24 protein-coding genes, 2 tRNA genes and 1 rRNA gene are annotated in these 26,726 nt (G+C 37.7%); 19 read left to right on the forward strand and 8 right to left on the reverse strand.

The genetic code is table 11. From position 1 onward, the window contains the following. Window positions 1–186: 186 nt before the first annotated feature. Window positions 187–301 (forward strand): 5S ribosomal RNA (gene rrf, locus IEX29_RS24765). A 182-nt stretch (window positions 302–483) separates the two neighbouring features. On the opposite strand, the gene IEX29_RS24770 is transcribed toward rrf, so the two are convergent. Next, window positions 484–1,041 carry a DUF1697 domain-containing protein gene (locus IEX29_RS24770; protein ID WP_188738276.1) on the reverse strand — a complete coding sequence of 186 codons (558 nt, stop codon included), beginning with the start codon at window positions 1,039–1,041 and terminating at the stop codon, window positions 484–486. Between the two features lie 202 nt (window positions 1,042–1,243). Here IEX29_RS24770 and IEX29_RS24775 point away from each other — a divergent pair, with 202 nt between their 5' ends. Both IEX29_RS24775 and yidC read left to right on the forward strand, forming a co-directional pair. Next, a complete protein-coding gene (locus IEX29_RS24775; RefSeq protein ID WP_188738278.1) occupies window positions 1,244–1,618 on the forward strand; it encodes a hypothetical protein in 375 nt (124 codons plus the stop codon). Continuing rightward, window positions 1,564–2,346 carry a membrane protein insertase YidC gene (gene yidC / locus IEX29_RS24780; RefSeq protein WP_188738280.1) on the forward strand — a complete coding sequence of 261 codons (783 nt, stop codon included), beginning with the start codon at window positions 1,564–1,566 and terminating at the stop codon, window positions 2,344–2,346. The genes IEX29_RS24775 and yidC overlap by 55 nt, the downstream gene beginning before the upstream one ends. A 159-nt stretch (window positions 2,347–2,505) precedes the next feature. Here the strand turns inward: yidC and IEX29_RS24785 are convergent, their stop codons facing one another. Next, a complete protein-coding gene (locus IEX29_RS24785) occupies window positions 2,506–3,279 on the reverse strand; it encodes a hypothetical protein (RefSeq protein ID WP_188738282.1) in 774 nt (257 codons plus the stop codon). A gap of 321 nt (window positions 3,280–3,600) precedes the next feature. Here IEX29_RS24785 and IEX29_RS24790 point away from each other — a divergent pair. From IEX29_RS24790 to IEX29_RS24825, 8 genes are all read left to right on the forward strand, one after another. Next, a tRNA-Met gene (locus IEX29_RS24790) sits at window positions 3,601–3,677 on the forward strand. Window positions 3,678–3,735: 58 nt separating this feature from the next. After that, window positions 3,736–3,812 (forward strand) — tRNA-Asp (locus IEX29_RS24795). A gap of 309 nt (window positions 3,813–4,121) precedes the next feature. Beyond that, a complete protein-coding gene (thiL, locus tag IEX29_RS24800) occupies window positions 4,122–5,081 on the forward strand; it encodes a thiamine-phosphate kinase (RefSeq protein WP_188738284.1) in 960 nt (319 codons plus the stop codon). Between the two features lie 15 nt (window positions 5,082–5,096). Further along, window positions 5,097–5,537 carry a tRNA (adenosine(37)-N6)-threonylcarbamoyltransferase complex ATPase subunit type 1 TsaE gene (gene tsaE, locus IEX29_RS24805; RefSeq protein ID WP_188738286.1) on the forward strand — a complete coding sequence of 147 codons (441 nt, stop codon included), beginning with the start codon at window positions 5,097–5,099 and terminating at the stop codon, window positions 5,535–5,537. Window positions 5,538–5,547: 10 nt separating this feature from the next. After that, on the forward strand, window positions 5,548–6,252 hold the full coding sequence (tsaB, locus tag IEX29_RS24810; RefSeq protein ID WP_188738288.1) for a tRNA (adenosine(37)-N6)-threonylcarbamoyltransferase complex dimerization subunit type 1 TsaB: 705 nt from the start codon (window positions 5,548–5,550) through the stop codon (window positions 6,250–6,252). Next, complete coding sequence (rimI, locus tag IEX29_RS24815; protein ID WP_188738290.1) at window positions 6,249–6,698, forward strand: ribosomal protein S18-alanine N-acetyltransferase; 450 nt, start codon at window positions 6,249–6,251, stop codon at window positions 6,696–6,698. The genes tsaB and rimI overlap by 4 nt, the downstream gene beginning before the upstream one ends. Then, window positions 6,695–7,705 carry a tRNA (adenosine(37)-N6)-threonylcarbamoyltransferase complex transferase subunit TsaD gene (gene tsaD, locus IEX29_RS24820; protein ID WP_188738292.1) on the forward strand — a complete coding sequence of 337 codons (1,011 nt, stop codon included), beginning with the start codon at window positions 6,695–6,697 and terminating at the stop codon, window positions 7,703–7,705. The genes rimI and tsaD overlap by 4 nt, the downstream gene beginning before the upstream one ends. Window positions 7,706–7,868: 163 nt before the next feature. Continuing rightward, the gene (locus IEX29_RS24825; protein ID WP_188738294.1) at window positions 7,869–9,044 is read left to right on the forward strand and encodes an FtsW/RodA/SpoVE family cell cycle protein; all 1,176 of its coding nucleotides are present in this window, start codon (window positions 7,869–7,871) and stop codon (window positions 9,042–9,044) included. Window positions 9,045–9,109: 65 nt separating this feature from the next. On the opposite strand, the gene IEX29_RS24830 is transcribed toward IEX29_RS24825, so the two are convergent. Both IEX29_RS24830 and IEX29_RS24835 read right to left on the reverse strand, forming a co-directional pair. Further along, on the reverse strand, window positions 9,110–10,273 hold the full coding sequence (locus tag IEX29_RS24830; RefSeq protein WP_188738296.1) for a CBS domain-containing protein: 1,164 nt from the start codon (window positions 10,271–10,273) through the stop codon (window positions 9,110–9,112). 328 nt (window positions 10,274–10,601) lie between these two features. Further along, window positions 10,602–12,536, reverse strand: a complete 1,935-nt coding sequence (locus tag IEX29_RS24835; protein ID WP_188738364.1) for an ABC-F family ATP-binding cassette domain-containing protein — start codon at window positions 12,534–12,536, stop codon at window positions 10,602–10,604. A 373-nt stretch (window positions 12,537–12,909) separates the two neighbouring features. Between IEX29_RS24835 and IEX29_RS24840 the strand changes: the two genes are divergently transcribed. Continuing rightward, the gene (locus IEX29_RS24840) at window positions 12,910–13,545 is read left to right on the forward strand and encodes a redox-sensing transcriptional repressor Rex (RefSeq protein WP_188738298.1); all 636 of its coding nucleotides are present in this window, start codon (window positions 12,910–12,912) and stop codon (window positions 13,543–13,545) included. Window positions 13,546–13,631: 86 nt separating this feature from the next. On the opposite strand, the gene IEX29_RS24845 is transcribed toward IEX29_RS24840, so the two are convergent. Together IEX29_RS24845 and IEX29_RS24850 are read right to left on the reverse strand one after the other, a co-directional pair. Beyond that, window positions 13,632–13,826: a YdiK family protein gene (locus IEX29_RS24845; RefSeq protein WP_188738301.1), complete on the reverse strand. Its 195-nt coding sequence runs from the start codon at window positions 13,824–13,826 to the stop codon at window positions 13,632–13,634. A gap of 1 nt (window position 13,827) precedes the next feature. Then, complete coding sequence (locus tag IEX29_RS24850; protein ID WP_188738303.1) at window positions 13,828–14,529, reverse strand: CPBP family intramembrane glutamic endopeptidase; 702 nt, start codon at window positions 14,527–14,529, stop codon at window positions 13,828–13,830. Window positions 14,530–15,043: 514 nt separating this feature from the next. Here IEX29_RS24850 and groES point away from each other — a divergent pair. After that, on the forward strand, window positions 15,044–15,325 hold the full coding sequence (gene groES / locus IEX29_RS24855) for a co-chaperone GroES (protein ID WP_188738305.1): 282 nt from the start codon (window positions 15,044–15,046) through the stop codon (window positions 15,323–15,325). Window positions 15,326–15,448: 123 nt separating this feature from the next. Continuing rightward, complete coding sequence (gene groL, locus IEX29_RS24860; RefSeq protein ID WP_188738307.1) at window positions 15,449–17,080, forward strand: chaperonin GroEL; 1,632 nt, start codon at window positions 15,449–15,451, stop codon at window positions 17,078–17,080. Window positions 17,081–17,301: 221 nt separating this feature from the next. On the opposite strand, the gene IEX29_RS24865 is transcribed toward groL, so the two are convergent. Continuing rightward, on the reverse strand, window positions 17,302–17,787 hold the full coding sequence (locus tag IEX29_RS24865; RefSeq protein WP_188738309.1) for a hypothetical protein: 486 nt from the start codon (window positions 17,785–17,787) through the stop codon (window positions 17,302–17,304). Window positions 17,788–18,281: 494 nt separating this feature from the next. Here IEX29_RS24865 and IEX29_RS24870 point away from each other — a divergent pair, with 494 nt between their 5' ends. From IEX29_RS24870 to tkt, 4 genes are all read left to right on the forward strand, one after another. After that, the gene (locus IEX29_RS24870; RefSeq protein ID WP_188738311.1) at window positions 18,282–20,333 is read left to right on the forward strand and encodes a BglG family transcription antiterminator; all 2,052 of its coding nucleotides are present in this window, start codon (window positions 18,282–18,284) and stop codon (window positions 20,331–20,333) included. After that, window positions 20,330–20,611, forward strand: coding sequence for a PTS sugar transporter subunit IIB (locus IEX29_RS24875; protein WP_077604330.1), 282 nt, complete (start codon window positions 20,330–20,332; stop codon window positions 20,609–20,611). The genes IEX29_RS24870 and IEX29_RS24875 overlap by 4 nt, the downstream gene beginning before the upstream one ends. A gap of 41 nt (window positions 20,612–20,652) precedes the next feature. Continuing rightward, window positions 20,653–22,002: a PTS ascorbate transporter subunit IIC gene (ulaA, locus tag IEX29_RS24880; RefSeq protein WP_188738365.1), complete on the forward strand. Its 1,350-nt coding sequence runs from the start codon at window positions 20,653–20,655 to the stop codon at window positions 22,000–22,002. A 108-nt stretch (window positions 22,003–22,110) separates the two neighbouring features. Then, window positions 22,111–24,105 carry a transketolase gene (gene tkt / locus IEX29_RS24885; protein ID WP_188738314.1) on the forward strand — a complete coding sequence of 665 codons (1,995 nt, stop codon included), beginning with the start codon at window positions 22,111–22,113 and terminating at the stop codon, window positions 24,103–24,105. Window positions 24,106–24,256: 151 nt separating this feature from the next. Here tkt and IEX29_RS24890 read toward each other — a convergent pair whose 3' ends face one another. Further along, complete coding sequence (locus tag IEX29_RS24890; protein WP_188738316.1) at window positions 24,257–25,054, reverse strand: MurR/RpiR family transcriptional regulator; 798 nt, start codon at window positions 25,052–25,054, stop codon at window positions 24,257–24,259. Window positions 25,055–25,174: 120 nt separating this feature from the next. Between IEX29_RS24890 and IEX29_RS24895 the strand changes: the two genes are divergently transcribed. Further along, complete coding sequence (locus IEX29_RS24895; RefSeq protein ID WP_188738318.1) at window positions 25,175–26,725, forward strand: maltose/glucose-specific PTS transporter subunit IIC; 1,551 nt, start codon at window positions 25,175–25,177, stop codon at window positions 26,723–26,725. The last annotated feature ends 1 nt before the right edge of the window (window position 26,726 follow it).

Here is a 26,726-nt window from a genome sequence, read left to right on the forward strand (position 1 = left end):
AGGTGGAAGCGTGGCGACACGTGCAGCTGACGGATACTAATCGATTGAGGACTTATCTAAGTTTTTGATGTCACGTTACTCTTATTTAGTTTTCAGGGTGCAAATCCGAATTGAATACAGTTAAGGATGTTTGATTAAAATTGTCCACGTCGTGTGGACAACATCGAACAGCCTACATCCTGTAGGTCTGGTAGCGATAGCGAAGAGGTCACACCTGTTCCCATGCCGAACACAGAAGTTAAGTTCTTCAGCGCCAATGGTAGTTGGGGGCTTCCCCCTGCGAGAGTAGGACGNGCCAGGCACATTGAAAAAGAGTTAAGCTTAAATGCTTGGCTCTTTTTTTTGAGTAAGTAAAAGTATTAGAGGACTAAAGAGAAGCTCCGCGTGTGCTTTTGGGATCAATCTAACTTGTCCAGCTAAGAAGCATTGTAATTACTTGCATCACCAATGTTTCGAAGTTTTGATATTTTTTACCTAAACTATTTATTCTGCTGCTTTAACTATTTCCGCCAATTTATTGACTGTTTTCCAATTACGAGTTGTAGACTGAATATCTAATTTCTGAAGCTGATTTGCGAGTTTCGAATTGCGAATACTATTATGAAAAAGAAGATAGATTTCTTTGTTTTGAATATGATATTTTTCATTTTTATTTTGGAATTTTTGTAAGCTTTCTAAATTAACTTTAGACAGATTGCTTGAGAAAAAAGCCACATAGAGACTCTCTCCTATAGAATCTGCTTCAGCCTTTGTGATCTCTTCAGTGGAAAAGGGACAAGCTGTCGTTATCTGTTCCAATTCCTCTCTAGTTCTTAAAGTCACCGGAATGGAAAGTCTGTAATCTTGCATAATTTTATGCTCTATTTCCTCGCTAAGTTTCTTTTCCTGCTTACCTGATTGAAATAAAATATTTCCGCTTTGTATATATGTACGAACGTTTTCTAAACCTATTGCTGTAAGCGATTCTCGTAATTCCGCCATCTTGATCTTATTTTTTCCTCCTACATTAATACCTCGTAACAATGCAATATATACTGTCATATTCCGCCAGCTCCTTTAGTGTAAGTGTAGTCGGGTATTTTTATATTATTTTACTCTATGACCTAAATTAATACAAAAGCAAAGCAATAATAATCTGCCTTTTTTCTCAAAGTAGCTGCAGTTAGGAAATCCTTTATTTTTTTGATATAATTATAATCAGCTTAAACATTAACTTTTAAATTAGTAAAGGAGGTGAGTAACTGTGTTTTTGGAATTGTTTGATAATGCGCTCTTGGATTCTTCCATCTTTTATATGTATTTTGGTGTTGTTTTGATGACAATGGGAATTATGTATTTTGTTAACCTGCACCATAATATCCCGGTTATCTATGAATACTCTTTTGCCAGCAAACACCAGAATATTAAAATAAATATAAATCAGATGGGGAAGACATTAATTATTAATGAACCCTTTATGATTTGGCTTATTATTACATTTAAAAGAGTAGATCAAAAAGATGATAAAACAGACAATACACCCTCTTATTTTAAAAATGAGTTTAAAATAAGAGGAGGACAATTATGGAAAAACATGGCTTACTCACAGCCTTTAAAAAATACAGGTTTTTCTTTTTAGTATTACTGCTTGTTTTAGCACTTGCAGGATGTGGAGGTAATAACGCACCTATCGATAGCTCATCAACAGGATTCTTTGATCATTATTTTGTATATACCTTTTCCTTGCTGATCAAAAAGATCGCTTCTTTATTTCAGGGGAACTTCGGAATTGCTATTGTATTGATTACAATTATTATCAGATTTGTATTAATGCCATTCTTTATCAAGCAGTCAAAGAATAGTAAAGACTCGCAAAAGAAAATGGCAGTCATGAAGCCTGAGATGGATGAAATTCAAAAGAAATATAAAGGAAAGAGCAATACAGAAGATCAGTTAAGTATGCAGAGAGAGCTGAGTGAGGTTTATAAAAAACACGATTTTAATCCTGCAAAGATGGCTGTAGGGTGTTTGCCGCTGATCATTCAAATGCCAATTCTCCTGGGATTCTATTATGCTATTAGGCGGACCCCGGAAATAGCTGAACACTCATTTCTGTGGTTTAACCTAGGAGAGACCGATATTTTGTTTGTTGTTTTTGCAGTACTTATTTATTATCTGCAGGCAAGAGTAAGTCTTATTGGTCTGGATGAAGCTCAGCGAAAGCAAATGGCTATTATGAGCTTTATATCCCCAATTATGATTGGGCTCGTCTCCTTAAGTGCACCTGCAGCGCTGCCTTTGTATTGGGCTGTTGGTGGAATGTTTATGATTGTACAGACGCTGATTATAAAAAAATATGTGCATTAATAAGAGAGACTGATACATGCATAAAGAAAATATAAATTTTCTTTCCATACTAAATCAGATTGATAAGTCTCAATAACTGACTGTAAAAACGCCTATGTTGTCTAGTTTAATAGATAACATAAGCGTTTTTTTTATAAATATAATTATCAGATAAACAATCTATTTGCCTGTTATTACTGCTTCGAAGGTTTCAACCTTTTGCTTTGTAGTAAACGAATGCTCGTTCCATTCACTGGGATGAAAAGAATTTTTTCTTGGTTCAATGAGGAGCTGCTCAGAGTTTGGGGCAATTGTAATATCTTCAAACAACTTTACAGTGATAGGCTCATCATCTTCGTCAAACAATAATAAAAATATATTTCCGTTATATGGGATGCTTCCATTATTTTTTATGTAAAAGTAATTTTCATAGGATCTGCTCGTACGTGGCTGCATCAATGGATCGTATGATGAATCAATTAGCCCAACCATTATATTCTTATCCTCTTCAATCATTGCTTCCTCCATATGTGGATTTGCAAATAATCCCTCTTTTGTATCCAGCCTGTCCACATATAAATATTTATGTCCTAAAGGAATTATCCAAATGAAAAAGAGTATAGTGAACAGGAAGAAAGTAGCAATTGCTTGAATAGATAATTTTTCTGCTTTTTTTATTTTGATGTAGATAGTGTGATAAATATACATGGCAATTGTGCCGACTAACAGGACAAGAACAAAGGTATTTAAATTTTCTTTATCCGGTAAAATATTTAAATTATAAACGTTGTAATAATATAAATGACCAATAGATGTAAATAATAAAACAAGCAGAGCTTCTATTAAGTAATAAGAGCGTAATCTAAGTTTTTTATTTTTTAATACTGAAAATAATACAAATGCAATAAATGGAAGTATAATTAGCAGGAGCAGGATAAAGGCTGTTATAGTCAATTCAATATTCTCCTTATTATTATTTGGTGCTTTTTGAAATTATAAATGATATAGATTAAATGTAATATATTAACAAATTATATCAGATGATGCGTTTAATGATAATAGATGTTTTAAAGAAGTCATATATCGGTATCTACTATAAAGTAATTATTTAATATGATTCAAAACAGTTATAATCAACTCGCATTCTGGGTAAACTTATAGATAAGCAATTAAAAATAAAAAAGTTTTAAAAAGGTATTGCATTATTCCTTAAAAGAAGATATAATAAATCTTGTCCTTAAATAAGGAATTGAAAAAAATACTAATTATTCATATCGCGGGGTGGAGCAGTCCGGTAGCTCGTTGGGCTCATAACCCAAAGGTCGTAGGTTCAAATCCTACCCCCGCAACCAAATAAGATCCAGATTCACCATCGAAGTACTGGATAAACAGTGAAATGTTACATACTTAGGTCCGGTAGTTCAGTTGGTTAGAATGCCTGCCTGTCACGCAGGAGGTCGCGGGTTCGAGTCCCGTCCGGACCGCCATGATTTTTAAAATAATAGTAAACTGCAACACATGGTTTCCGCTAAGAAACATGTGTTTTTTTAATGCCATAAATGAGACAGTATGGTTAATCAGACTGTAAATAAGTAAAAAGGTTCGAAGCAATAATTTGTAGTCATTTTTATGACATAAATTTTTATTTTTTGCCTTTGATTTGCTATGATAAGTAATAGATTAAATAGAATGTATTTACATTTCCTTATTAATACAAGGATGTGGCTGGCTCGAGCATTCTTTAACTCGTAATTTTCTTATACTTTCCCGACCAGAATAAAGGAATTGGTGATATCGTGGATGAATTTTCATTTATTAATGCCATTAAACCAAAAGCATATAATCAACCGACATTGATCAAAGGAATTGGTGATGATGCTGCCGTTTTTCGCAGCACCTCAGACGTTGTCACAACAGTAGATACTTTTGTAGAGGATATTCATTTTTCTTTAGAGACGATGGAGCCTTTTCATATCGGGTATCGTGTACTTGCTGCAAATATTAGTGATTTAGCAGCAATGGGGGCAAAACCGGCCTTTTATCTGGTTTCTATGTGTATTCCAAAAAAGTGGAATCAGGAGGCATTAGAGGGAATTTATCAGGGAATGAATGAGCTTGCGTCAATGTATCAAATGGATTTAATTGGCGGAGACACGGTGTCGAGTGATCGTTTAATGATCTCCATTACGGCAATGGGCTATGTGTCAAAAGAAAGAGCAAGGTATCGAAGCCATGCGAGGCCGGGAGATATTATCTTTGCAACAGGAACATTGGGCGATTCAAGAGCTGGACTTGAGATACTGCTGCATCAGCAGAAATGTAAGGACAAAGACTATTATATAAAACGCCATCGGTTGCCGCAGCCAAGAGCAGCATTTGCGTTAGGATTGCGGGAAATAGAACGTGTGGCATTAAATGATATTAGTGACGGGATTTCAAATGAAGCAAATGAGATAGCAGAGGCTTCCGGAGTGGAACTTATTATTATAGAAGAGAAGATTCCTGTTTCTCAAACCTTTCATCAGTTTTCTGAGAAGCAGCAGTACGAATGGAAACTGTCAGGTGGAGAAGACTTTGAACTTTTAGGGACAGTATCCAAGCAGGAATGGGCGAGGGTACAGGAAATCGCTTATCAGGAAAATACCCCGATTAAGCAGATTGGGTATGTACGTGAATCGGATGAACCGCGTGTTCTTATTCAATCACAGGAAGAGGTAAAGCAATTAACGAAAAGTGGATACACACATTTAAAGTAGGTGGATGCGTTGCAAATGCTTTTAAGAACAGAAAAGGATACACAGGATTTTGCATACCGGTTAGCGCAAGAATTACAGCCAAATGATGTCTTGACCCTTGAAGGACAATTAGGTGTCGGAAAGACTGCCTTTACGAAAGGACTGGCAAAAGGGATGGATATTAAGCGGAATATCAGCAGTCCGACTTTTACCATTGTAAAGGAATACCGTGGCCGCCTGCCGCTTTATCATATGGATGTGTATCGTCTGGAGAATTCGATGGAGGATATCGGCTTTGATGACTATTTCTTTGCGGGTGGCATTACCGTGATTGAATGGGCCAGTTTTATTGAAGATTTTCTGCCAAAAGAACGTTTGGATATTACGCTTCGTTATGCTGATAATGTTAACCAGCGTGAAATAACACTTACTCCTTTCGGGGAGCATTTTGAACAAGTTGTCAAAGCATTGAGTTAGGAGTTTTTGTATGAAAATACTTGCGATGGATACTTCCAATCAAGTTTTAAGTGTGGCATTATTAGATGATAAACAACTCATTGGTGAAATCACCACCAATATTGCTAAAAATCACTCTGTGCGTTTAATGCCTGCAGTGGAAAAGCTGATGAAGGATGTGAATGTGAAGCCTTCTGAATTAGATCGGATTATTGTTGCCCAAGGACCAGGCTCTTATACAGGGGTTCGAATTGGCCTGGCCACAGCTAAAACAATGGCCTGGGCATTAGATATTCCGGTTATCGGTGTGTCAAGCCTGGAAGCATTAGCTTATCAGGGGATTTTATTTGATGGAATCATATGCCCATTTTTTGATGCCAGACGTGGTTTAGTTTACACGGGCGCCTTTCAATGGAAAAATGAGAAGCTTGAAATAGTGATGGAAGAAGAAAATATATTAATGACAGAATGGCTTGTAAAGCTGCAAAAAACAGGAGAAAGAGTGCTGTTTTTAAGCCAGGACACAGAGGCTTTTAAAGAGCTTATTACAGAGTATTTACAGGATAAGGCTGTATTCGCTGATAAATCATTTCAGCTTCCAAGAGCGGCCCATTTGGCTCTATTAGGTGAAGACAGAGAAGCTGGTTCTGTTCATACGCTTGTTCCGAATTATCTCCGTTTGGCAGAGGCCGAAGCCAATTGGCAAAAAAAGCAAAAGGAAAAAGCAGACTCATGAGCGAGATTATTATTCGGCAGATGAATCTGGAGGATGTTCCAGGAGTACTCGAAGTAGAGAAGGCGTCTTTTACAGGACCATGGGATGCGGAGATTTTTTATAAAGAGCTGTGTGAAAATGATCATGCTTATTATTTTGTTACCTGTCTGGATGAAAGAATTATTGGCTATATCGGAACGTGGATCGTATTTGAAGATGGACAAATTACAAACTTTGCTATACATCCCGATGTGCGTGGACGTAAAATCGGTGAAAAGCTATTTGGATATGCTCTAACATTTATGACTGGCAAAGGAGTAGAACGGCTGTCCTTAGAGGTGCGTGTTTCTAATATAGCCGCACAGTCTTTATATAAGAAATTCGGGCTTGTTCCCGGCGGAATCCGAAAGCATTATTATACGGATAATTTTGAAGATGCTATTGTAATGTGGGTGAATTTAAAATGAAAAAAAATACGATAATTTTAGGCATAGAAACAAGCTGTGATGAAACAGCTGCATCGATTGTAAAGAACGGACGCGAAATCCTTTCTAACGTGGTTGCTTCTCAAATTGAAAGCCATAAACGTTTTGGCGGTGTTGTTCCTGAAATAGCCTCCAGACATCATGTAGAGCAAATTACAATGGTTTTAGAAGAAGCAGTAAAACAGGCAGAAGTAACCTGGGATGATATTGATGCAATTGCTGTCACAGAGGGGCCGGGATTAGTAGGGGCGCTTCTTGTTGGCGTCAATGCAGCGAAAGCTCTCGCCTTTGCAAAAAATAAGCCGCTTATTGGTGTACATCACATTGCCGGACATATTTATGCAAACCGTTTGGAAAATGAGTTTGCTTTTCCTTTATTAGCCCTGATTGTCTCAGGAGGGCATACAGAGCTTGTCATTATGAAAGACCATTATGATTATGAGCTAATCGGTGAAACAAGAGATGACGCAGCAGGAGAGGCTTATGATAAAGTTGCAAGAATGCTGAATCTGCCTTATCCAGGCGGCCCGGAAATTGATCGTTTAAGCGCTGAAGGAAAAGCAACTATTGATTTTCCGCGCGCATGGCTGGAGGAAGGAAGCTATGACTTTAGCTTTAGTGGTTTAAAATCGGCTGTCATAAATACACTGCATAATGCAGAGCAGCGTGGTGAGACTTTAACCCCTGCTGACGTTGCAGCAAGCTTTCAGCAAAGTGTTATTGAAGTACTAACGGAGAAAGCATATCGTGCAGCACAGGAGTATAATGTGAAGCAGGTTATTGTTGCCGGTGGTGTTGCAGCAAATAAAGGCTTGCGGAAGAGTTTGAAAAACCGTTTTAGCAGCGAAGATATTGATTTGTACATTCCTCCGATCCATTTATGTACAGATAATGCAGCTATGATTGCGGCTGCCGGAACGATTTTATATGAAAAAGAAAAATTTGCTGAACTTGATTTAAACGCAAATCCTTCTTTAATGTTAGAATAAGAATAGCTGATCAACGTCAAAGCCTACGGATAAATATGTGATGCAGTCTTTATGGAATAATTGGCTATTTTGAATTTTCGCTAACGATAATTATGAAGAATGAAGGCAGGAGCAGCTTCATAAAATGACAGGATAGCGACAGAAGAAATTTGGTGGGAGTCCGATGAACAAAAAACAAAATTATTACTTTCAAACCGATTTAATCTTATTATTGCTTGCTTTTGCAATAATAAGCTTTTTAGCAATATATAACGCACAGCAATTAGGGCAGTATGCCGGTAATAACTTTTTAGTGAAACAAATGGCTTTTTATGTGATTGGTATTGGTATGATTGCAGCTGTTCAGTTTTTAGACTTGGAGCAGTTGTATAAAACAAGTCTCTATATTTATTTAGCAGGTGTTATTTTATTAGCATTTATCCCTATCAGTCCAGATATTATTGCAGCTCCGCGAAATGGTGCAAAAAGCTGGTACACTTTTATACCTGGTCTGACTATTCAGCCAGCGGAGTTTGTTAAGATATCTACAATTCTTTTTCTGGCAGCAGTTATCAGCAAACATAAGGAAAAGTTTGAAGTAAGTACTTTAAAGACAGATATTCAGCTGCTCGGAAAGCTGTTATTATATACTGCAATCCCGGTGTTCCTGATTATGCTGCAGCCGGACTTCGGAACAGCAATGGTATATCTGTTTATTACAGGCGTGCTGATTATTTTATCCGGGATCAATTGGAAGATTATATCTACTCTGATTCTTTCAGGAGTTGCTGTTATAGCGGCTGCTTTATTTATTGTTATTGAGTTTCCGGGATTTGCCGAAGATACTCTTGGAGTAAAGCCCTATCAAATTGACCGGGTTATGACTTGGTTCGATCCGTCACAGCAGGCACCGGATGCTAATTTCCACTTTGAACGTTCCCACATGGCACTTGGATCAGGACAGCTGTTTGGAAAAGGTATGGGGAGTATTGAGGTAAATTACCCGGAAGCGCAAACGGATTTTATTTTCTCTGTTATAGGAGAAAGCTTTGGATTTGTAGGCAGTGCTTTTGTAGTTCTTCTTTATTTTATGTTTTTATATAAACTAGTTACGCTTGGATTAAACATATATAAGCACTCACCATTTGGAGCTTATTTCTGTTTTGGGTTTTTAAGCTTAATGCTTGTCCATGTTTTTCAAAACATCGGTATGACAGTTGGAATTATGCCGATTACGGGTATTCCTTTACTTTTAATAAGCTATGGGGGAAGCTCGGTAATGTCCACAATGCTGGGTGTAGCAGTTATTTATAGAGTGGCCGTGGAAGAAACGATACAGAATGACTATTTATTTAAATAAAATTACAAAAAGCAAAAGCGCATGAAAGAATTTTTAATCCTGATGCGCTTTTGCTCTATAATAAATTAACCAATAAATTGATGCTCCATACTATCTTCATCATGAACTGTAACAATCACAGATTCAATCTTTCCGTCTTTTGCAGACTGTATAGCAAATAACAGATGTTTAAATTGTATTCTATTCTGATTTTCAGGCTGTTGAGTAATTAAATCAGATAAAAAACTGTCTAATGTTTGGTGCGGTGTATCTAATGGAAACTCTATACCGAGTGTGCCTTCTAAAACAAATAAACTGGCTGATCCATTAATCAGATAGCGGTTGCCGGTAAGAGGCAGAATATCTTTCGATTCAGCTGCAATCGGCTTTTGATCTTCTAACAAGTCTTTTGTAATATCTCTGATAATATCTTCTAATGTAATTAACCCATGTGTGCCTCCAAATTCATCAAGAACGATGGCGATGGTATAATCTCTTTCCCGCATATCCTTAAAAATATCATCGATTTCCTGATTCATTCTAACATATACTGCAGGACGAATAATGTTTTTTAAGGAGAAGAAGGCGGGAGATACACCTGTTTTTAGGATACGAAAGAAATCTTTCACATATAATATACCCGCAATTTGATCAATATCCTCTTCGTAAACTGGAATTCGTGTAAATTCTACCTCTTGAACGAGGGAAAATACTTCCTCCAGTGTTGCATCTATTTGCAGAACAGTTATTTCTGTACGATGTGTTGCAATTTCTCCTACATCTTTTCCACTGAATTCAATGATATTCTGAGCTTCACCCGTGTGTTTATCTGACAGCGATTGTAAATTTATATCTGTTTCCATAATAGAATTACGGAATATCAGGGATAACCAGTTCCGGATAAGCTGAGGATAATTTTTAGCCAGCCACTTCGGTAATAAGAATCCCAAACTGAACCAGATTCCAAATAATAGCATGCTAAAGCCAAACACAATAATGAATTCATTTATTGCTTGAGAAAACAGCGAAACAGAATTGGAGAAATACCGGGCAATTGGAAGGGAAACAGCCACATTAAGCCAGGTACTGCTGAAGAGACCGAGAAAAATGACCGCAAAGGGAAAAAAACGAAGAAAAGAATTTGAACGTACTTCTTCATTGATCGGGGCGGATAACATTGTTTCCTTGAATGCGTAGTACGTTAAACTAACAAGAATAAAGAACAAAAAAGTAACGATGGGTATCGCCACGGGACAACAACCTCCATTTATCACCTTAGATTATCTATCATAGGAAGAGTGATTACTGCTTTAAACCTGTACAGTTTATAAAGTGAAACTTCAACCAGTGGGAGCTTTTCATTCCCTCTGATTGGGACTGCGATTACTCGCCCGATCAAAAACGCTGTTAGTTGAACCAATCGGGCCGTTACTGGCTGTTTGATCTCCTGCTTAGAATTTGTGGTCTTTCTCTATTCATGAAGCGGGAGTCTTACAGCCAGTTACACTGCGGTAAAAAAAGCAGGCCATCGTTATGCCTGCTTTCAGTATACAACAATCTGAAAATTATATCAATTGCTTAATTCTCTTCTAATGCTGCCCATTCATCCATAAAATCATCCAGTTCTTTTTTTAAAGCGGATAACTTATCGGTTAATTCCATTGTCTTTTTATGATCATCAAATACATCTGGATTGGTCATTTCCAGTTCAACTGCAGCAATTTCTGTTTCCTTTTCTCCAATCAATGTTTCAAGTTCTTCAATCCGTCGTTTGCGTTTGCGTTCCTCGCGCTGACGCTGTTTTTCTTCCTGGAAGCTGAGCTTTTTTGCAGAGGCAGCAGGCTCTTCCAGCTCTGTCTGCTGTTCTTGTAATTTCAACAAACGGCGTTCCTCTTCCTCTGCCTTTTTCTCTAAATAGTAATCATAGTCGCCAAGGTATATTTTTACATTGCCTGCCTGCATTTCTGCAACTTGATCAGCGATGCGGTTAATAAAATAGCGGTCATGAGAAACAAATACAATTGTTCCAGGAAAATCAATTAACGCACTTTCTAATACTTCTTTACTATCGATGTCCAAGTGGTTTGTCGGCTCATCAAGTATCAGTAAATTTGCTTTTTGCATTTTTAACTTTGCCAGAGCCAGTCTTGATTTTTCGCCGCCGCTCAAGGCTGATACAGGCTTTAATACATCCTCGCCGGAGAACAGAAAATTTCCCAGGATAGTGCGGATATCCTTTTCATTAATCAAAGGGTAATCATCCCAAAGCTCCTGAAGAACTGTTTTATTAGAGTTTAAATTTGCCTGCTCCTGATCGTAGTAACCTACTTGAACATTAGTACCTAATTGTATCTCACCATGCTTCGGCTGATGCTTACCTACAATATTTTTTAATAGCGTTGTTTTGCCGACACCATTTGGACCAACCAATGCAATTCGGTCGCCGCGGTTGGCGTGAAGTGAAATGTTTTGAAAAATCGGCTGGTCTGTATCTGGATATTGAAAAGCTAGATCCTTTATTTTTAGTACATCATTTCCACTTAAACGGTTAATCTGGAAAGAAATAGATGCAGAAGATTCATCACCTGAAGGGCGGTCGAGGCGGTCTATTTTTTCAAGTTTTTTTCGTCTGCTTTGTGCACGCTTGGTTGTTGATGCACGTGCCAGATTGCGCTGGATAAAATCCTCCATGCGCTTGATCTCTGTCTGCTGTTTCTCAAATTCTTTCTTCTCCTGCTCGTAATCAAGTGCTTTCTGAGTCAAATAATTACTATAGGTTCCATGGAACTTTTTGGAATGGTGTCTGGAAATTTCATAAACAATAGATACGGTTTTATCCAAGAAATAACGGTCATGGGAAACAATAACGATGGCGCCGGGATAATTGACTAAATAGCCTTCTAACCATGTGAGTGTGTCAATATCCAAATGGTTTGTCGGTTCATCCAGAATAAGAAGCTGCGGCTTTTGCAGGAGAAGCTTTCCAAGTGCCAGTCTTGTTTTCTGTCCGCCGCTTAAATCCGTAATCAATGTGTCATAATCATAATCTCCAAAGGATAGTCCATTTAGTACGGACTTGATTTCTGCCTGGTACGTATATCCGCCGCTCAATTGATAGTCGTTTTGAAGCTTGTCATATCTTTCGAGCAGCAGCTGATACGCTGCTTGATCCATTGCAGCGGAGTCTGCCATCTGTGATTCCAGTTCACGTAATTTTTTCTCCATTGCCAAAAGCGGAGTAAATACATCCAGCATTTCCTTCCAAATGGTTTTACCGGATTCTAAAGTCATATGCTGCGAGAGGTAACCGAATGTTAAATCTTTCGGTTTGAAAATCTCTCCACTGTCGTAAGAGGTTTCGCCCGCCATTATTTTTAGCAGGGTTGATTTTCCGGCTCCATTTCGGCCGACTATTGCAATACGCTCATTATCTTTAATCTCAATTTTTATATTAGAAAGAATCTCTTCTGCTCCAAAGGATTTAGAGATTCCATTTAATTGCATTAAAATCATCATTGCCATCCTTTCTAACTCATTAGAAAACTTGGTTGTCACCAAGCTTTTAGGTGACAGCCTTAGTTACACTTATGCAGTAAGAAAGTTTATACTTTCTTAACTGTCAAAAAAAGCTGTTCAAAACGTAAATAAAATAATGAAAGGATACGTGCAATTACTATCCTTTCTTTTTGAACAATCCTGTAAAAGGGGAATATAGTTCCACCTATAAGTGTAACGTATCCAAATGGAAGCTACAATAAAATTATAATAAAGTTCGCCAACTCGGCTCTATTTCTGTTAATATTAATAGTATAGAGTGCACTGACACATTATTTATTTTTTGAAATGTATGTTTTCTATACTTAGTAACTGAAGAGAGGCCGTTTCAATGGAACAAAATAAAATTCCACAGGCAACAGCAAAGCGTTTGCCTTTATACTATCGATTTCTCAATAATTTATATCAGCAGGGGAAGATGCGCGTATCTTCTAAAGAGTTAAGTGATGCCGTTAAAGTAGATTCTGCAACAATCCGCAGAGATTTTTCCTACTTTGGAGCCCTTGGGAAAAAGGGTTATGGATATAATGTCGAATATTTATTAGGGTTTTTTAAAAGTACGCTGGACCAGCATGAGATAACCAATGTTGCTTTGATCGGTGTTGGAAATCTTGGGACTGCATTTTTACACTATAATTTTTTAAAGAATAATAATATTCGTATCACAATGGCATTTGATGCAGACGAATCAAAAGTAGGGACTGAGGTTGGCGGAGTTCCTGTTTATCATGTAGACGAGCTGGAAGAGAAAATAAAGGGGATTGAAGTCGCCATTTTAACTATTCCGGCTGAAGAAGCGGATGCTACTGCAGAGAGGCTGGTTGATTTAGGGATTAAAGGAATCTTGAATTTCACACCGGCACGTATTACTGTGCCAAGCCATATTCGCGTGCATCATATTGATTTAACAGTAGAATTGCAATCGCTTGTATATTTTCTCAAGCATTATTCCTTAGAAAAGGAATAGGATAGTCTGAATGTTGTTTAACCATAAAAAAACTAGCCCCTTACAGGTCTTCTAAAATGAAAGAGACTGTTTAAGAGCTAGTTTTTTTATTTTTTATTCTTTATTTTAAAATAGAACCGCAGCATCCGGAATCCGGCATAAAAATTTAATGCTGCAAATGCGGCTAATACAAGTGTGATTGTATCCCAGACGGTTGCTCCTTTACTCTGGATGCCGAAATAAATAAATAAGGCCCCAAATAATATATAAACAATTGCTTTAACTAAATAAGGTCGATGCATATTAACCTCCAAAGAACAAAATTGTTTGTTCAAGCTGTTGTTGAATTTTTTCCGGATCTAAAAAAAGTTGAACCAGAACCACAAATGTATTCATTCCTGCATGCACGATGATTGGCACAATAATACGCTTTGTCTGTACATAAAGAAAAGCAAAAACAAATCCCATCGCTGTATACACTAGTATATGCAGAAAGTCTAAATGAATCACGGCAAAGATAAGCGAAGAAATAAGGGCTGCGAAGAAAAAGTTCATTTTTCTATGCAGAGATCCAAAAATTATTTTCCGGAAAATAATTTCTTCCAATATAGGTGCAAAAATTGCCGGAAGAAGAATGAATATAGGTGCAACACGGGCAAGACCCATAAGAGCCTGAGTATTCTCTGAACCGGGATCTATTCCCAATACCTCTAATTCAATCGTAGCAGCCAGACCTTGAGCAAGAAGCGCCATAAAGATACCGAGAACAGACCAGATAATGATAGCACCCACACCCGCAGCGTCGGGATGAGCCCGCACCCGCATATCCGGTCTTAACAGCCAAAGAACAATCACAAGACCGGCGGCAAAACTAAAAACAGCCCAATAAATATTAGCAAGCAGCGGGTCTGCATGAAATACCAATACCAGTAATGGTACTGCAAGATAAACAGAGATTTGCATAATGATATATGTAAGCATGACATATATATATCTTCGAGTCATAAAAACGCTCCTTTAATTTAAAATCAAAAACAGCTGTAAAAGAGAATTGGGAAGAGGAACTGCCCATCTTGTCCAATAGAGCAGAACGCATTACAAATGATTTTGTTGGGGCGGATAATCGTACTCCCCAATCCCAACACGAGTAAGTTCGTCATAACGTATATTCTAACACACCTGTCATTGAAAATTATAATCAGAAGTACATGAAATCATGCATCAAACGCTGAAAAAAATCTATTCTGCCCATTCCTAGTACAAAATTACTCCAAACATTATATGATGAGATGGGTAGTAACTGTCTGAAAAGTATTTTATCATAGTAAAAGTTTTAAAGTATTAAGTATAGGAAAACAACGTATCTGCAAAAAAATGAATATAAGTTTTTCTAAAAATTCAACATCATGATGCTTGCATTTTTTGCAAGAATTAATTATTATATTAATTGGAGTTAGCACTCGCTCGATAAGAGTGCTAATAAAAATAAAATGATTTGGAATTAAGGAGGCAATTCTACATGATTAAACCATTAGGAGATCGTGTTGTTATCAAACTTGTTGAACAAGAAGAAACAACTGCAAGCGGAATCGTACTTCCAGACTCTGCAAAGGAAAAACCGCAAGAAGGTGAAGTAGTTGCAGTAGGATCTGGACGTGTGGAAAATGGGGAAAAATTTGCTTTAGAAGTTTCTGAAGGAGACCGCATTATTTTCTCTAAATTTGCTGGTACTGAAGTGAAATATGAAGGTACTGAATACTTAATTCTTCGTGAAAATGATATTTTAGCTATTGTAGGCTAAGCAAATATACGATGAATCTTTAAAAGGAAATTCAAAAAGTCCAATAAAATGACACATCGAACTTTTTGAACATGTACTTTAATGAAACGAAACCCTGAATCAATTTGAAGGAGGAATTTTAACATGGCTAAAGATATTAAATTTAGTGAAGACGCTCGTCGTGCAATGCTGCGTGGCGTTGATACATTAGCAGATGCAGTAAAAGTAACATTAGGGCCAAAAGGCCGCAATGTGGTATTAGATAAGAAATTCGGTTCACCGCTGATTACAAATGATGGTGTAACAATCGCAAAAGAAATTGAATTAGAAGATGCCTTTGAAAACATGGGTGCACAGCTTGTATCCGAAGTAGCTTCTAAAACAAATGATGTTGCCGGTGATGGTACAACAACTGCAACAGTACTTGCTCAGGCAATGATTCGTGAGGGGCTTAAAAACGTTACTTCCGGTGCTAACCCAGTTGGAATTCGCCGCGGAATCGAAAAAGCAGTAGCATTAGCTGTAGAAGAATTAAAAAATATTTCTCAGCCAATTGAAAGTAAAGAAGCAATTTCTCAAATTGCAGCTGTATCTTCAGGTGATAATGAAGTTGGACAATTAATCGCTGAAGCAATGGAACGCGTAGGTAATGACGGTGTTATCACTATTGAAGAATCAAAAGGCTTCAACACAGAACTTGAAGTAGTAGAAGGTATGCAATTTGATCGTGGGTATTCTTCTCCTTACATGGTTACTGATCAGGATAAAATGGAAGCTGTATTAGAAAATCCATATATCTTAATTACAGATAAGAAAATTGGAAATATCCAGGAAGTATTACCAGTTTTAGAACAAGTTGTTCAGCAGGGTAAACCGCTTCTTATGATCGCTGAAGATGTGGAAGGAGAAGCGCTTGCTACACTGGTTCTTAACAAACTTCGTGGAACATTTAATGTAGTGGCTGTAAAAGCTCCTGGATTTGGTGATCGTCGTAAAGCAATGCTGGAAGATATTGCTGTTCTTACCGGCGCAGAGGTAATTACAGAGGATCTTGGACTCGATCTTAAATCAGCAACCATTGATCAATTAGGGCTTGCTTCAAAAGTTGTTGTAACGAAAGAAGATACAACAATTGTTGAAGGTTCTGGCGATCCAGAAGCAATTTCCGGCCGTGTTGCTCAAATCCGTGCACAAGCTGAAGAAACAACTTCTGATTTCGATAAAGAAAAATTACAGGAGCGCTTAGCTAAATTAGCTGGCGGTGTAGCAGTAATCAAAGTTGGTGCAGCTACAGAAACAGAATTAAAAGAACGCAAGCTTCGTATTGAAGATGCGCTTAACTCTACCCGTGCAGGTGTAGAAGAAGGAATGGTACCAGGAGGCGGTACAGCACTTGTAAATATTCATGGTAAAGTAACTGGTCTTGGCCTTGAAGGCGATGAAGCAACCGGTGCAAGTATCGTATTACGTGCTTTAGAAGAGCCGGTTCGTCAAATCGTTCATAACGCTGGATTAGAAGGTTCTATTATTGTAGAGCGTCTAAAAGGCGAAAAAGTTGGTATTGGTTACAATGCAGCTACTGATGAGTGGGTAAATATGGTTGAAGCTGGTATTGTTGATCCAACAAAAGTAACTCGTTCTGCACTTCAAAACGCAGCATCCGTCGCAGCTATGTTCTTAACTACTGAAGCTGTTGTAGCAGATAAGCCTGAAGAAGGCGGAGCACCTGCAATGCCTGATATGGGCGGCATGGGTGGAATGGGCGGAATGATGTAAGTCGTTCGCTTAAACGGTGATACAACAACGGTTTGAGTGGTCTATTGAATTAAATGACCGCATTTCACTAAAAATCAAGCAAATTATTCATGAGACTCCCGAATTTTTCGGAGTCTCTTTTTAATGTTTTTGAAAACCTCCTGCTATGCAGGGGATTTTCAAAAACATTAAAAAAATGAAATTCAGCCCTTCACTTGATTGTGAGGGCTTTACATTCAATCCTATAGCCTGCGAAGTATTGCACCAAATCCAAATAAAACTAATACTTTGAACACATTGTTAGCTATCTCACCTATCAAAATATCAAAGTTGACCATCTGGTATACACTGAGATGAGGATTAGCAAGCATAACAGTAACATACCTATATACGTTATCTCCAATATAATAAATTAAATATATAGTTGCGAAAACTGTGAAGACGTTCGCTATATTTGCTAAGAGCTTGTTTGTCTTTTCATTACTTTTTCTCAAAACGTTAATAAGTTTGTAGAGGACTAGACTAATCCCAAGCAAAACTACTACCCTATATCCGACACTAGCTACATCACTTAAAAAACTAACCCAACGAAAATTTGAGACAATTAATTCAAGATTAATAGTTAAAATAAAATTTCGATCGAAGATTCTATACATTCCATATATCAAATATAGAAAAGCAAAAATTGCATAGGCGCTTGCCGTATCTCTAAGTTTCCCATTTTCCATTCTTACCCTCCTTTATTTTTCCTTGCATTTTATTTTACCATATCAATCCAGCACATCTATAATTACCACATTAAGAATTAGACAATACATTTGGAAACAGCTGTCATCACTACAAGCTGCTAAGAACAACATCATACCTGCTAATAAAAATAATAATTTCTTCAAAAATCGATCCCTTATAATTAATATCGATAAAAGATCAGACTTAAACAACTTTACTTAAAGAAAGGTTATATCCTGCAATCTTCTAAAATACATAATGATAACGAATAGTTTATTGGCTTCATAATCTCTATATTTTACAAAAAGGAAAAAGAAGCATTCCTAAATTATAAATGTATAACTATATCTGTCTTGTCTGCTAAACCCAAAAACATTTTTAACAAGAAAAGGAAAGCACAATCTATGTAATCTATCCCGCCATAAGTTGTGCCTAAACGTTATTGTGACAGTGTTGTAAGCGTTTTATAATTATAGTGAGAGGTGAGAGTAACATGTTAGATCAGCGCTCCATTCGACTAGTTGAAGAAATAATGAACCATGAAAAGATTACAAAGCTGGAGTTGATGCAGCAGTTAAAATTATCCGACCGGCAGCTGATGTATGACTTTGAGAAGGTGAACGGAATATTGGAAGGTTTCAATATTCCAAAGTTAGAAATCAGTCATCGATACTTTCGGATTTCGGCAGAAGCGAAAGAGATTTTAAGGGAAAAATTACATTCTGACCGGAGCATCGGACAATATAATTTTTCCGAGGATAATCGAATTTATATGATTTATCTTTATGTTTATATCAGGAAAGAGCCTGTATCTAATTTTCACTTGCAATCTCTGTTTAAAGTAAGTAAAAACACCGCTCTAAGTGATGTGCGAAGGTTAAAGCAGAATTGTCAGGAGAAGGGACTGATCTTCAGATACAGCCGGAATGAAGGATACTGTATTGAGGGCAATGAGATGGAGAAACGAAGAAGTGTTATTTCATGTATCCATCAATTATTAGGCCAATCCATGGGAGAGGAATTTATCATTTATATTCTCAGAGCATGGAATCAGGAGGAGTCTTTAAAACAGACAAGGGATGTCATGCAAAAATGGCTTGCAGAGCATGGGGTGCAATTAGTTAAAACAAGAAAAATTGAACTGATTTATTATTTTACATTTTTTCAGGCAGGAGGAAAAGAAGAATTATACTTTTTGGAGGAAGAGAAGGAGTTGCTGACAAAGCAATCGTTACTTCCTTTGGCAGGTTCTCTTTCTGAACAGTTGTATGGAGAGGAGAGAGCAGGGCAGGAAGTATACCTTGTAACGATTTTGTTACTAACAGCAATAGAGCATATTCAGCGGGTGGACACCCCTGAGCTATTAACATTATCAGAGGAGATTATTGAGGAGTTTGAAAAAAATACACTGCTTCCTGTGAAGAATAAACAGCTCCTGAAAGAAAGTTTATTTAATCACTTAGTTCCTGCTTACTTTCGAATTTTATTTGAAATTCCTTTTCATAATCCTTTATCAACGACGATCCAATCGGAGTATGCTGAGCTGTTCCAATTTGTAAAACGCTCCTTGTCGCCACTGGAGAGCTGGACAAGAAAAGAAATAAGTGAGGACGAAATTGGATTCTTCACCATGCATTTTGGCAGTATTATCGATCGTCAAAATACAATGGAAATCGGACGGGTTACGGGATTAATTGTTTGTGCAAATGGAATTAGTTCATCCATGATGCTCGCTTCTCAACTGAAAGAATTATTTCCGGAAATATATTTTTCAAAGGTATTTAATGGAGATCAATTTGCTGATATATCTGTGCAAAACTATGATTTAGTATTTTCAACCATACCAGTAGAATCTTCCAAGCCGACATTTGTAGTGAAGCCATTGATGACACAGGTGGAAAAGAAACATTTACTGCAGTCCGTTTATAAATATTTTCCTAATTTATCGAGCCATTCAAAGCATTTGATGATTGATGAGATTATGGCCGTAATCAAAAATAATGCAACAGTCACCAATGAAGAAAAGCTTTATGGAAGTCTCGTTCAATTATTTTATGCAACAAGTAATCAAAAAGAGGTGTATAAACCTATGTTATCCGAGTTATTGACAAAAGATATGATTCAAATCACCGAAGAGTCGCTGGAGTGGGAGGAAGCAATCCGTAAAGCTGCTATTCCGTTACTCGACCAAAATAATATTCAAGAATCATATGTAGAAGCGATGATTAATAATGTGAAAGAATTGGGAACTTATATCCACGTTGGAAAAGGTGTAGGTATCCCCCATGCGAGACCTGAGAATGGTGTAAATAAGTTAGGTATGTCCATGCTTAAATTAAAGAGGCCAACTGCATTATTAGGAAAAGAAGAGCATCAGATTGATTTAATCATTTGCTTAGCAGCAGTGGATAATGAAGCGCATTTAAAAGCTTTGGCCCAATTAACCAAAATTTTAGGGAATGCTTCTTTTATTAACCGTTTGAAAGAAACAGATTCCATAGACGAAATGATATCAACTATTCAAGAGGGGGAAAAGGTGTTATGAAAATTTTAACAGTGTGTGGATCAGGGTTAGGTACGAGTTTTATGGTAGAAATGAATATTAATCAAATTTTACAAGAATTAGGTGTAACGGGGATAGAGGTGGCACATTCAGATTTGAGTTCTGCAACTCCGGGTGATGCAGATGTCTTTTTCTTAGCGAAGGATATTGCTGACGGGGGAAGCCATTTAGGTGAAGTTATCGTCATGGAAAGTATTATTGATATGGATGAGCTGCGTGAAAAGGTAGAGAAATTGGTACGTGAAAAAGGATATCTATAAAAGTTACTTAACTGAAAAGGGAGGTTTTCCATGTGAGTACAATGATTGATATTTTAAGTGAACCGGCGATACTCGTAGCTTTAATAGCTTTAATTGGTTTAATTGCTCAGAAGAAAGGAATAGCGGATACCGTTAAGGGAACAACAAAAACTTTTGTCGGTTTCCTTGTTATTGCAGCTGGCGCCGGCATTCTGTCTGGATCCTTAACACCATTTGGATCGATGTTTGAAGAGGCTTTTAATGTATCGGGTGTCGTGCCGAATAATGAAGCAGTAGTTGCATTAGCTTTGACCGATTATGGAACGACTACAGCCCTGATTATGTTTTTTGGGATGATTGTCAATATATTAATTGCCCGTTTTACCAGATATAAATATATCTTCTTAACAGGGCATCATACGCTTTATTTAGCTTGTATGCTGGCTGTTATTATGGCGGTTGCCGGTTTTAATACATTCGGGTTAATTGCCGCAGGCTCAGTTGCTTTGGGGATTGTGATGACATTATCTCCGGCAATCTTACAGCCTTTTATGCGTCAATTAACTGGAAACGATAATGTTGCACTGGGACATTTCAGCGCTGTTGGGTACGCAGCAAGCGGCTTAGTTGGAAAACTATTTAAGGGAAGTAAAGAAACGTCTACAGAGAATATCAAATTCCCAAATGGTTTAGGCTTTTTGCGGGATAGCACAGTAAGTATTGCTTTAACGATGATAGTCATGTATTTAATTGTTGCTTTCTTTGCAGGTCCGACGTTTATTGAAGCGGAATTAAGCGGAGGTACAAATTTTCTTGTATTCTCATTAATTCAGGCAGGCACATTTGCTGCAGGGGTATTCGTCATCCTTTCTGGGGTGCGCCTTGTACTTGCTGAAATTGTACCGGCATTTAAAGGTATCTCTACAAAACTGGTTCCAAACGCTAAACCGGCATTGGATGTACCTATTATTTTTACGTATGCACCAAATGCTGTATTAATTGGTTTTTTTGCCAGTTTCCTTGGCGGTATCGCAAGTATGGTAGCTATGATTTTCTTGGGAGGGGTAATTATTCTTCCAGGCGTCGTTCCTCACTTTTTTACCGGAGCAGCAGCTGGGGTGTTTGGTAATGCTACCGGCGGATTTAAAGGATCTGTTGCCGGCGCATTTGTGAACGGGATTATTATTTCCTTCTTACCAGTTTTCTTAATGCCGGTACTCGGAGATTTAGGGTTTGCAAATACAACCTTCTCTGATGCTGACTTTGGTGTATCAGGTATCTTCTTTGGAAGTCTGGCAAACTATGGCGGACCAATTGCCATAACGATTAGCTTAGCAGTGATTATTCTTCTGATGATTATTCCAGGGAAAAAGAAAAATAATAATCAATCACAGCAGTCGAAAGTGGGTTAAGGAGAAATTGAAGATAGAGAACAAGTACATATAAATGAGAAGTTCTTATATGCACTTGTTCTGTTATATTATCAAACGAAATTCATCTTATAATGGAGGCAGATTTTTATGACTACGAAGGATTATACTATTTCGGAACTATCCATTAACACAATTCGAACACTAACCATTGACAGTGTAGAGAAAGCACAGCATGGTCATGCAGGGATGCCAATGGGAGCAGCGGCAATGGCTTATGCTTTATGGAAAAAGCATTTAACGATTAATCCGGAAAATCCAAGCTGGTTCAATCGGGACCGCTTTGTACTCTCGGCAGGGCATGGGTCCAATCTTCTTTATAATTTATTACATTTGTCCGGTTATCCTGTTACTATTGATGATTTAAAGCAGACAAGGCAGTGGGGAAGTAAAACACCCGGGCATCCGGAATACGGAATTACTCCTGGAGTAGAAGCGACTACAGGTCCATTAGGTCAAGGCATCCCGGTCAGCGTGGGAATGACCATTGCTGAAAAACATTTAGCTGAGGTTTATAATAAGCCTAACTATAAAATGGTGGATCATTATACGTATACGATTTGCGGTGACGGTGATTTAATGGAAGGTGTTTCCTATGAAGCTATTTCCCTTGCAGGACATCTTCAGCTGGATAAGCTTATTGTTCTCTATGATTCTAATGATATCAGTTTAGATGGCGATTTAGATATTTCGTTTAGCGATCATATCCAAAAACGTTTTGAAGCAGCACGCTGGCAGTATCTAAAGGTAGAAGATGGCAACGATGTAGAAGCAATTTCAAAAGCAATTGGAGAGGCGAAACAAGATCAAGAGCATCCAACAGTTATTGAAATAAAAACTACCATTGGGTATGGCTCCCCAAGCTTACAAGGGACGCATCATGCACACAGTGACCCATTAGGAAAAGAGGAAATGGAACGTACGAAAAAAGCATATGGCTGGGAGCATGAACCTTTTCATGTACCAGAAGAAGTATATGCTGATTTCACGTCCATTAAAGAGAAGGGAAAGTCTGCCGAGAAGAACTGGCAACATCTGTTTGAAGCCTATAAAGCAGATTATCCTGAACTTGCAGAGCAATTAGAACGAATTATTGACGGCGAACTGGCTGATGGCTGGGATACAGAACTTCCAACATATTCTTCAAAAGACACGCTGGCAACACGGGTAGCATCTGGGGATACATTAAATAAATTAGCACAGAAACTTCCTGAGTTTATAGGTGGTTCTGCAGACTTGGATTCGTCTACAAAAACACGGTTAACGAATGAAGCGGATATTAAAAGAGGTCAATATCAAGGAAGAAACCTCCGTTTTGGTGTCCGGGAGTTTGCAATGGGAGCGATCGCTAATGGCTTAGCACTGCATCATTTACGCCCATTTATCAGTACATTCTTTGTATTTTCGGATTATCTGCGTCCGGCAATCCGTTTAGCTTCTTTAATGGAGCTGCCAGTGACATATGTATTCACACATGATTCTGTTGCTGTAGGACAGGATGGCCCAACCCATCAGCCGATCGAGCATTTGGCATCCTTCCGGGCAATGCCGGGGTTGTCTGTCATCCGTCCGGCAGATGCAAATGAAACGAAAGAAGCGTGGAAGCTGGCGGTAGAAAATACTTCCCAACCAACCATGCTTGTGCTTGGCAGACAAGGTTTACCTACATTAAAGGATTCAGCAGAGCTTGCCAAAGAGGGTGTTGAAAAAGGTGCTTATGTGATTTCTGAAGCAGATCAAGAGCCGGAAGGAATTCTGATTGCTGCCGGCTCAGAGGTCAGCTTAGCTGTAGAAGCTCAAAAAGAATTAGAAAAACAGGGTATATTCGTTAATGTTGTTAGTATGCCAAGCTGGGACCGTTTTGAAAAGCAGCCGGAAGCTTATAAAGAGAGTGTTCTGCCGAAAATTATAAAAAAACGTGTTTCTATTGAAATGGGCTCCAAGCTTGGATGGCGGGAATATGTCGGCGACAGCGGCATTGTTATGAGTATTGATTCATTCGGTGCATCTGCACCTGGAAATGAAGTTATTGAAAAATATGGTTACACGGTTGAAAATGTAATAAATACGTATAAGAAATTATAATAAGATACAGGGACAAAAAATAGCAGCTTAGCATATTTACAAGTAAAATCAACAAAATAACATTCATTTACCCCAATCATTAAAGGATAAATGGATGTTATTTTTTATGTTTTTATTGCAGGAAATTATCTTTTCCCCGTGTAAATTTTTATTAACTATACTTGTTAATGGCATCTAAAGTTTTTTGCCGTACATGCATTAATTCTTCGTTGTTAAGCAGTTTATATGTTAATAGATCAAGCAGAAAGAGACCGGGCAGCTGAGAATTAATAAACTTAGGGTCATCGATGTATCTGTAACTTGAAATAAGAATAACCTCATCAGCAAGCTTTGTTAAAACAGTTTGTTCGAAATTAGTTACGACGATCACTGTAGCTTTATTGTTTTTTGCTATTTGTGCTGCGTCGATAACTGGCTTCGTTTTACCGGAATTTGAGAAACAAACGATTAAATCGTTTTCCTGCAGCAGACTGCTCTTCATTAATAGATCATGTGCATCTGTCACAGATTCAGAGGAAATCCCCATTCGGTATATTCTGCTGTTGAATTCATGTGCAATTAAGCCAGAGTTGCCAATTCCGCAAAATAACACCTTATTTTTGCTTGAGATGAGTTTGACAATTCTATTTGTCTGCTCCTCGCTAAAAAACTGCTGTGTGGATTTAATAATCGTTTGGTAATAATTGTATACTGTTTCGAATGTATGATCACTTTTCTTATTTTCTGTACTGGTTCCAATCAAAGAAAATTTCATCTGCTGAAACGTATTGAAATCAATTTTTTTGCAAAATCTGGTTATACTAGCTGGAGATACCTGAATCGCTTCAGATAGTTCAATAATGGTTTTATCACGAATAGAAGCTTTATTGACAAGTAAATATTTGGTTATTTTTTTATCAATATCTGTTAATGAAGAATTGTATTTTTGAATCCTATTCTCAAAATTCAACGGATTTCTCTCCTTTCTTAACGCTGACTAATTTCATCATACCATCAAATAATATATTGACATAGATGAAAGCGTTTGTTAATATAATTGTGAAAATAATTTTCTTGAGGAGTTAAGTATATGAAAAAGTTTTTCGGTAAGGCGCAGCAATTTGGGAAATCATTTATGCTGCCTATTGCAATTCTTCCTGCTGCAGGTCTTTTATTAGGAATTGGTGGAGCTTTATCTAATCCAAATACAATCAGTGCGTATCCAATCCTGGATCAATTTTTGCTCCAGGCGATTTTTACGATAATGAGCTCAGCTGGCGACATTGTATTTGCGAATTTACCAGTAATATTTGCAGTTGGCGTTGCCATTGGAATGGCAAGGTCAGATAAAGGTACAGCTGGTTTAGCTGCTTTAATTGGTTACTTAGTAATGAATGCAACGATAAATGCTATTTTACTGATTACCGATAATCTGGCTGCAGATAATCTTTCCGCAGTCGGGCAGGGTGTTACCTTAGGAATTCAAACATTAGAATCTGGCGTTTTTGGCGGGATTATTGTTGGGATAATGGCAGGGTTATTGCATAACCGGTTTAATAAAATTGAGCTGCCGCAATTCTTAGGATTCTTTGGCGGATCACGATTTGTACCGATTGTAACCTCATTTGGGGCAATTATACTCGGAACAATAATGTATTATGTATGGCCAATGATTCAAACTGTCATTTTCAGCTTTGGAGACATTGTTAACGCAACCGGCTATATTGGAACATTTTTCTATGGATTTATTTTACGTATGTTAGGACCATTTGGGCTGCATCATATTTTCTATCTTCCATTTTGGCAAACAGGCCTGGGGGGAGCTTTAGAAATAGGCGGGCAATTAGTACAGGGTACACAAAACATCTTCTTTGCGCAGTTAGGTGACCCAGAAACGACAAAATTCTTTGAAGGCACCTCACGTTTTATGTCTGGACGATTTATTACGATGATGTTTGGTCTATTAGGGGCAGCCTATGCTATTTATCGTACGGCTAAGCCTGAAAATAAGAAGGTTGTCGGCGGATTAATGCTGTCAGCAGCGTTAACTTCCTTCTTAACCGGGATCACAGAGCCATTAGAATTCTCATTCTTGTTTGTTGCTCCATTACTCTATGTAGTGCATGCGATTTTTGACGGTCTGGCATTTATGCTGGCTCATATTTTCCAAATAACAATTGGGCAAACCTTCTCCGGAGGATTTATTGACTTCATATTGTTTGGAGTATTGCAAGGGGAGGCATTAACTAACTGGATGTACGTTATCCCAATCGGTATTATTTGGTTCTTCTTATATTTCTTTACGTTCACATTCTTAATTAAGAAGTTTAATTTTAAAACACCTGGACGTGAAGACAAGAAAGCAGAAGATGATACGACAGTTCAAACAGCTCCAGTATCTGGCGCAGAACGGCCATCTGCGATCATCCAAGCATTGGGTGGAAGAGATAACCTTGTTGATGTCGATAATTGTGCAACAAGATTGCGTGTCACGGTTAAAGATGGAGAAATGATAAATAAAGAAGCTCTGCAAGAAACAGGCAGTAAAGGGGTTATTGTAAAAGGTGAAGGCGTACAGGTCATCTATGGTCCCCAGGTTTCTGTTATAAAGAATGAAATTGAAGAAGAATTAGAGAAATAAT

The sequence above is a fragment of the Oceanobacillus neutriphilus genome (genome assembly GCF_014645515.1).
Taxonomy (GTDB): Bacteria; Bacillota; Bacilli; order Bacillales; family Amphibacillaceae; genus Oceanobacillus; species Oceanobacillus neutriphilus.

What these genes read in the sequence shown, in the direction of transcription:
- tsaE (WP_188738286.1), top strand. Translation starts at nt 5,097, where the DNA reads ATGCTTTTAAGAACAGAAAAGGATACACAGGATTTTGCATACCGGTTA.
- IEX29_RS24850 (WP_188738303.1), bottom strand. Translation starts at nt 14,529, where the DNA reads ATGACTCGAAGATATATATATGTCATGCTTACATATATCATTATGCAA.
- groL (WP_188738307.1), top strand. Translation starts at nt 15,449, where the DNA reads ATGGCTAAAGATATTAAATTTAGTGAAGACGCTCGTCGTGCAATGCTG.
- yidC (WP_188738280.1), top strand. Translation starts at nt 1,564, where the DNA reads ATGGAAAAACATGGCTTACTCACAGCCTTTAAAAAATACAGGTTTTTC.
- IEX29_RS24840 (WP_188738298.1), top strand. Translation starts at nt 12,910, where the DNA reads ATGGAACAAAATAAAATTCCACAGGCAACAGCAAAGCGTTTGCCTTTA.
- IEX29_RS24875 (WP_077604330.1), top strand. Translation starts at nt 20,330, where the DNA reads ATGAAAATTTTAACAGTGTGTGGATCAGGGTTAGGTACGAGTTTTATG.
- IEX29_RS24825 (WP_188738294.1), top strand. Translation starts at nt 7,869, where the DNA reads ATGAACAAAAAACAAAATTATTACTTTCAAACCGATTTAATCTTATTA.
- tsaB (WP_188738288.1), top strand. Translation starts at nt 5,548, where the DNA reads ATGAAAATACTTGCGATGGATACTTCCAATCAAGTTTTAAGTGTGGCA.
- IEX29_RS24870 (WP_188738311.1), top strand. Translation starts at nt 18,282, where the DNA reads ATGTTAGATCAGCGCTCCATTCGACTAGTTGAAGAAATAATGAACCAT.
- IEX29_RS24895 (WP_188738318.1), top strand. Translation starts at nt 25,175, where the DNA reads ATGAAAAAGTTTTTCGGTAAGGCGCAGCAATTTGGGAAATCATTTATG.
- groES (WP_188738305.1), top strand. Translation starts at nt 15,044, where the DNA reads ATGATTAAACCATTAGGAGATCGTGTTGTTATCAAACTTGTTGAACAA.
- IEX29_RS24835 (WP_188738364.1), bottom strand. Translation starts at nt 12,536, where the DNA reads ATGATTTTAATGCAATTAAATGGAATCTCTAAATCCTTTGGAGCAGAA.
- IEX29_RS24845 (WP_188738301.1), bottom strand. Translation starts at nt 13,826, where the DNA reads ATGCATCGACCTTATTTAGTTAAAGCAATTGTTTATATATTATTTGGG.
- IEX29_RS24770 (WP_188738276.1), bottom strand. Translation starts at nt 1,041, where the DNA reads ATGACAGTATATATTGCATTGTTACGAGGTATTAATGTAGGAGGAAAA.
- tsaD (WP_188738292.1), top strand. Translation starts at nt 6,695, where the DNA reads ATGAAAAAAAATACGATAATTTTAGGCATAGAAACAAGCTGTGATGAA.
- tkt (WP_188738314.1), top strand. Translation starts at nt 22,111, where the DNA reads ATGACTACGAAGGATTATACTATTTCGGAACTATCCATTAACACAATT.
- rimI (WP_188738290.1), top strand. Translation starts at nt 6,249, where the DNA reads ATGAGCGAGATTATTATTCGGCAGATGAATCTGGAGGATGTTCCAGGA.
- IEX29_RS24865 (WP_188738309.1), bottom strand. Translation starts at nt 17,787, where the DNA reads ATGGAAAATGGGAAACTTAGAGATACGGCAAGCGCCTATGCAATTTTT.
- ulaA (WP_188738365.1), top strand. Translation starts at nt 20,653, where the DNA reads ATGATTGATATTTTAAGTGAACCGGCGATACTCGTAGCTTTAATAGCT.